The organism is Pseudomonas sp. 2995-3, assembly GCF_002742565.1.
Taxonomy (GTDB): domain Bacteria; phylum Pseudomonadota; class Gammaproteobacteria; order Pseudomonadales; family Pseudomonadaceae; genus Aquipseudomonas; species Aquipseudomonas edaphica.
In genome coordinates this window covers 517653-523652 of sequence record NZ_LJSB01000315.1, presented here as the reverse complement: position 1 = coordinate 523652, position 6000 = coordinate 517653, and the positions used below count along the sequence as shown (strand labels likewise).

General features: G+C 57.6%; 5 protein-coding genes. 2 read left to right on the top strand and 3 right to left on the bottom strand.

Annotated elements, in window-relative coordinates; translation table 11 throughout:
- Positions 1–411: 411 nt before the first annotated feature.
- A complete protein-coding gene (tyrS, locus tag AOA62_RS29580; RefSeq protein ID WP_017138096.1) occupies positions 412–1611 on the bottom strand; it encodes a tyrosine--tRNA ligase in 1200 nt (399 codons plus the stop codon).
- Positions 1612–1820: 209 nt separating this feature from the next.
- Here tyrS and AOA62_RS29575 point away from each other — a divergent pair, with 209 nt between their 5' ends.
- Positions 1821–3233, top strand: coding sequence for a peptidoglycan DD-metalloendopeptidase family protein (locus AOA62_RS29575; protein WP_099550434.1), 1413 nt, complete (start codon positions 1821–1823; stop codon positions 3231–3233).
- Positions 3234–3236: 3 nt separating this feature from the next.
- On the top strand, positions 3237–4328 hold the full coding sequence (locus AOA62_RS29570) for an anhydro-N-acetylmuramic acid kinase (protein WP_099550433.1): 1092 nt from the start codon (positions 3237–3239) through the stop codon (positions 4326–4328).
- 78 nt (positions 4329–4406) lie between these two features.
- Here AOA62_RS29570 and erpA read toward each other — a convergent pair whose 3' ends face one another.
- Entirely contained in the window at positions 4407–4757 is a 351-nt protein-coding gene (gene erpA / locus AOA62_RS29565) for an iron-sulfur cluster insertion protein ErpA (protein WP_003176443.1), read from the bottom strand.
- Positions 4758–4922: 165 nt separating this feature from the next.
- On the bottom strand, positions 4923–5957 hold the full coding sequence (gene argC / locus AOA62_RS29560) for an N-acetyl-gamma-glutamyl-phosphate reductase (protein WP_017138092.1): 1035 nt from the start codon (positions 5955–5957) through the stop codon (positions 4923–4925).
- Positions 5958–6000: the final 43 nt, after the last annotated feature.

Sequence of the window (6000 nt, the reverse complement as noted above, 5' to 3'; positions counted from 1 at the left end):
TGCTGATAATCTTGTTGACTATCAGTCTGACTCCACAAGCACCCACACGAATTGCTTGATTCAGTTGTTAAAGAGCGGTTGGTTAAGATCTTTCGTCTCAACCGAGGCGCGCATTCTACAGCAGCCTCATTTGCTGTCAAGTGATTATTTTCAGAAGCTTTCGAAGAATTCTTCAACAACTTCAACCACTTGCGCTTACGATCTCTCGTTAGCGGGAGGCGAATTCTACAGCGTTACACGCTGCTGTCAACACCTCTTTTTCAACTTCCTTTTGGCTTCGATGAACTGAAGCAACTTGCTGTCGGAAACTTCGTAACTCATTGTTTACCAAGGAGTTTTCCGTTTCGACTGCGCCGGAAGTGGGGCGAATTATAGACAGATATAAAACGCCGTCAATCCCTCATTTCAGTTTTATTCGGCTTTGAGCGTAATACGCGCAAATGCCTTCTTTCCAGCCTGACAAACGTGGGTAGCGCCCAGCTCGTAGATAAAGGTGCGATCGACAACCTCACCATCTATACGCACACCACCGGAACCCAACAGGTCGCGCGCGACCGCGGAGTTCTTAACCAGGCCCGCCTTATTAAGTACAGCAGCAATCGGCATCGCCTCAGACGCAGCCAATTCGATCTCTGGCAGATCATCCGGCAGCTCGCCATCCTTCATGCGGTTACCGGCCGCGCGGTGAGCACTGGCCGCAGCCTCTTCACCATGGAAGCGCGCGACGATCTCTTCCGCCAACTTGATCTTCACGTCACGAGGGTTCGCACCCGCCTCGACTTCAGCGCGCAACGCATTGATCTCATCCATCGAGCGGAAGCTCAACAGCTCGAAATAACGCCACATCAGCGCATCAGGAATCGACACAAGCTTGCCGTACATCACACCCGGCGCTTCCTGGATACCGACGTAGTTACCCAGGGACTTGGACATCTTCTTGACGCCATCCAACCCTTCCAGCAACGGCATGGTCAGAATGCACTGAGCTTCTTGCCCATACGCACGCTGCAGCTCGCGCCCCATCAGCAGGTTGAACTTCTGGTCAGTGCCGCCCAGCTCGACGTCCGCGCGCAATGCCACCGAGTCATAGCCCTGCACCAGCGGGTAGAGGAACTCGTGAATCGCGATCGGCTGATTGGTGGAATAACGCTTATCGAAGTCATCACGCTCAAGCATGCGTGCCACTGTGTATTGGGAAGTCAGGCGAATGAAGTCGGCCGGCCCCATCTGATCCATCCAGGTGGAGTTGAACGCCACCTCGGTCTTGGCCGGATCAAGAATCTTGAACACTTGAGTCTTGTAGGTCTCGGCATTATCGAGAACCTGCTCACGGGTCAGCGGCGGACGCGTTGCGCTTTTGCCGCTCGGATCACCGATCATCCCGGTGAAGTCACCTATAAGGAAGATGACTTGATGCCCCAGCTCCTGGAACTGGCGCAGCTTATTAATAAGCACGGTATGACCCAGGTGCAGATCCGGCGCGGTCGGATCGAAGCCAGCCTTAATACGCAGGGGTTGGCCACGCTTGAGCTTTTCGATCAGCTCGGCCTCGACCAACAGTTCTTCCGCACCACGTTTTATCAGCGCTAGCTGCTCTTCAACCGACTTCATAACAGACCCGCAAGGCTCAGATTCAAAAGGGAACCAACCATACAAGATCAGGGACTAATTACAAGTTTTGTCCCGCGCACGGACACCGTTCAGCAAGCCCAGCGTTCGCGAGCTTGCGCCACAGATGATTTGGTTATATTTTATACAGTTATTTCATCTTCATCATGTCATTCATCTTTTCCATTTCATCTTCAAAGTCAAAATTACCTATGACCACAGAACCGTCTAAAGCGCCGCCGCTTTACCCGAAGACCCACCTGCTCGCCGCAAGTGGTATCGCCGCCCTTCTCAGCCTGGCACTCCTGGTATTCCCTTCCAGTGACGTAGAAGCCAAACGAACATCCCTGAGCCTTGACTTGGAAAGTCCAGTTGAACAACTGACACAAGATCAAGACGCTTCCGACGCACAACAAGCCACAAACGCACCGACAGAATCTCCATTTGCACAGATAGAAAGCACCCCGGAAGACACCCGGCAGGCGACTCAAGAGCCGCCTGCGCCAGTCACTCCAAAAAATCCGCTGCACCGCGAAGTGACCGTCGCCAAAGGCGACACCCTTTCAACGCTGTTTGAAAAGGTTGGTCTGCCCGCTGCTACGGTTAATGAGGTGTTGGCCAGCGATAAACAAGCCAAACAATTCACCCAGCTCAAACATGGCCAGAAGCTTGAATTCGAATTGGCTGCCGACGGTCAGCTGAAAAGCCTGCATAGCACTGTCAGCGACCTAGAAAGCATTGCCCTGACTAAAGGCACCAAAGGCTTCGCGTTCAACCGCATCACCACCAAGCCGGTGACGCGCTCCGCCTACGTGCATGGCGTCATCAACAGTTCGCTGTCACAGTCGGCTGCGCGTGCCGGCTTGTCCCACAGCATGACCATGGACATGGCCAGCGTGTTTGGCTACGACATCGACTTCGCTCAGGACATCCGTCAGGGTGACGAATTTGACGTGATTTACGAGCAGAAAGTCGCCAACGGCAAAGTCGTCGGGACCGGTGCGATTCTATCTGCGCGGTTTACCAACCGTGGCAAGACCTACACCGCAGTGCGCTACACCAACAAACAAGGCAACACCAGCTACTACACCGCCGATGGCAACAGCATGCGCAAAGCCTTCATCCGCACGCCGGTGGACTTTGCCCGCATCAGTTCGCGCTTCTCCATGGGCCGCAAGCACCCGATCCTCAACAAGATCCGCGCCCACAAAGGCGTCGACTATGCCGCCCCTCGTGGTACGCCGATCAAGGCCGCCGGTGATGGCAAAGTGTTGCTCGCCGGCCGCCGCGGTGGCTACGGCAATACCGTGATCATCCAGCACGGCAATACCTACCGTACCCTCTATGGCCACATGCAGGGGTTCGCCAAAGGCGTTTCGACCGGCAGCAACGTGAAGCAGGGCCAGGTTATCGGCTATATCGGCACCACCGGCCTGTCCACCGGCCCGCATTTGCACTATGAGTTCCAGGTGAACGGCGTCCACGTCGACCCACTGGGCCAAAAGCTGCCAATGGCCGACCCGATAGCCAAAGCCGAGCGCGCGCGCTTCCTGCAACAAAGCCAGCCATTGATGGCACGCATGGACCAGGAGCGCTCCACCCTGCTGGCCTCGGCGAAGCGCTAAGGTATGGCGCTCTATATAGGTGTGATGTCCGGGACCAGTCTTGATGGCCTGGATATCGCCCTGATCGAACAGAACCCGGCGATCAACTTGATCGGCACGCACTACATCCCCATGCCGGACGATCTGCGCACTGAGCTGTTAAGCCTGTGCGCCAGCGGCCCGGATGAGATCGCCCGTTCGGCGCTCGCCCAGCACCACTGGGTGACACTGGCGGCCAAAGGCATCCATGCCTTACTGGAACAACACGCCCTCAAGCCTCAGGACATACGCGCGATCGGCAGCCACGGCCAGACGATCCGCCATGAACCCGCTCGAGGCTTTACCGTTCAAATCGGCAACCCTGCCCTGCTCACAGAGCTGACGAGCATTACCGTCGTCAGTGATTTCCGCAGCCGCGATGTGGCCGCCGGCGGTCAAGGCGCCCCCTTGGTGCCCGCCTTTCATGAAGCCTTGTTCGGCGAACGTACCGGCAACCGCGCCGTGCTGAATGTCGGCGGCTTCAGCAATCTCAGCCTGATCGAGACCGACAAGCCCGTAGCTGGCTTCGATTGCGGCCCGGGCAACGTGCTGCTGGATGCGTGGATCCACAATCAGCGTGGCGAGCACTTTGATCGCGATGGCCAATGGGCAGCCGGTGGCCAGGTCGAGCCTGCACTCCTCAACGCACTGCTCAGCGACCCGTTCTTCCTGACCAAAGGCCCGAAAAGCACTGGCCGCGAAGTATTCAACCTGGGATGGCTGCAACACCACCTGGCCAGATTGCCAGCGTTTCAGGCAGAGAATGTGCAAGCGACCCTGCTTGAACTGACCGCGCTGACCATCGTCGAGTCCCTGCAATCCGCACAAACCGACACCGAAACCCTGCTGGTCTGTGGCGGCGGTGCGCATAACGCCACGCTGATGAAGCGCTTGGCAGCGTTGTTGCCGTCCACTCAGGTCAGCAGCACCGCCACTTACGGCGTGGACCCCGATTGGGTTGAAGCCATGGCCTTCGCCTGGCTGGCCCATTGCTGCCTTGAGGGCATCGCCGCCAACCGCCCAAGTGTCACTGGCGCGCGTGGGCTTCGGGTATTAGGCGCGATCTACCCAGCGTAAACCTGCAGGCAGCAAAACGCCGCTTGGCCTATCAAAGCCAAGCGGCGTTTTTTTATTTGCTGAAGATCAGGCTACTGATCAGATCGAGAAAGAAGACCCGCAACCACAGGTCGTGGTGGCATTAGGGTTCTTGATCACGAAACGCGACCCTTCCAGACCTTCCTGATAATCCACCTCGGCACCCGCCAGGTATTGGAAGCTCATCGGGTCCACGACCAGGCTGACGCCCTCGCGCTCGACGATGGTGTCATCGTCGGCCACATCTTCATCAAAGGTAAAACCGTACTGAAACCCTGAACAACCGCCGCCCGTAACGAATACGCGCAGCTTCAAGCGATCATTACCCTCTTCATCGACCAGGCTCTTCACCTTGTGCGCAGCACCGTGGGTGAATTGCAAAGCCGTGGGGGTGAAGGATTCAACGCTCATGCTGATAATCTCCCGGCGTAGCGCCGCCATATGCGTAATGGCGAGCATTATCCGCTTCTCCTAGAAAAGCGGTCAACTATTGTTACGGTATATCAATCTGCGCTGCCGCCATTAAAAACACAAAAGGCCCGATCAACGGGCCTTTTGCTTAACCGCTAAACCGCCTTAAGGCAGCATGCCCGCGTGGGACAGGCCCAGCTTCTCGTCCAGGCCGAAGAGGATGTTCAGGTTCTGCACCGCCTGGCCCGACGCGCCCTTGACCAGGTTATCGATTACCGACAACACCACCACCAAATCGCCATCCTGTGGACGGTGCACGGCAATGCGACATACGTTCGCACCGCGCACGCTACGGGTTTCCGGGTGGCTGCCGGCCGGCATCACATCGACGAACGGTTCATTGGCATAACGCTTTTCGAACAGCGCCTGCAGGTCTACCGAACGGTCGACAACAGTGGCGTAGAGCGTGGAGTGAATGCCACGAATCATCGGCGTCAGGTGCGGCACGAAGGTCAGGCCCACGTCTTTACCGGCCGCGCGGCGCAGCCCCTGGCGAATTTCCGGCAAGTGACGATGCCCTTTAACCGCGTAGGCCTTCATGCTTTCCGACGTCTCGGAGTACAGCGAACCTACAGCTGCACCACGGCCGGCGCCACTCACACCCGACTTGCAGTCGGCGATCAAGCGCGAAGTGTCGGCCAGACCCGCTTCCAGCAACGGCAGGAACCCCAGCTGCGTTGCGGTCGGATAGCAACCTGGCACGGCAATCAGGCGTGCTTGCTTGATTTGCTCACGATTGACTTCCGGCAGACCGTACACCGCCTCCTCCAGCAACTCAGGCGCGCCGTGTGGCTGGCCGTACCACTTGGCCCACTCATCGGCGTCCTGCAAGCGGAAGTCGGCTGACAGGTCGATGACCTTGGTACCCGCCGCCAGCAATTCGCCGGCCAGTGCATGCGCAACCCCGTGAGGCGTGGCGAAGAACACCACATCGCACGCGCCCAGGGTCTTGATGTCCGGCACGCTGAACGCCAGGCCGTCATAGTGGCCTCGCAGGTTCGGGTACATATCGGCCACGGCCAACCCGGCCTCGGATCGGGAAGTGATGACCACCACCTCAGCTTGCGGATGCTGAGCCAACAGACGCAGCAATTCGACACCGGTGTAACCCGTGCCGCCGACGATACCGACCTTGACCATAAACCTGCCCTCAACGAACCCACTGGAAAGCCGTCGATAATAG

Bases quoted from the DNA above. Each gene is read 5' to 3' on its own strand.
- argC (WP_017138092.1), bottom strand. From the start codon at position 5,957: ATGGTCAAGGTCGGTATCGTCGGCGGCACGGGTTACACCGGTGTCGAA.
- erpA (WP_003176443.1), bottom strand. From the start codon at position 4,757: ATGAGCGTTGAATCCTTCACCCCCACGGCTTTGCAATTCACCCACGGT.
- AOA62_RS29575 (WP_099550434.1), top strand. From the start codon at position 1,821: ATGACCACAGAACCGTCTAAAGCGCCGCCGCTTTACCCGAAGACCCAC.
- AOA62_RS29570 (WP_099550433.1), top strand. From the start codon at position 3,237: ATGGCGCTCTATATAGGTGTGATGTCCGGGACCAGTCTTGATGGCCTG.
- tyrS (WP_017138096.1), bottom strand. From the start codon at position 1,611: ATGAAGTCGGTTGAAGAGCAGCTAGCGCTGATAAAACGTGGTGCGGAA.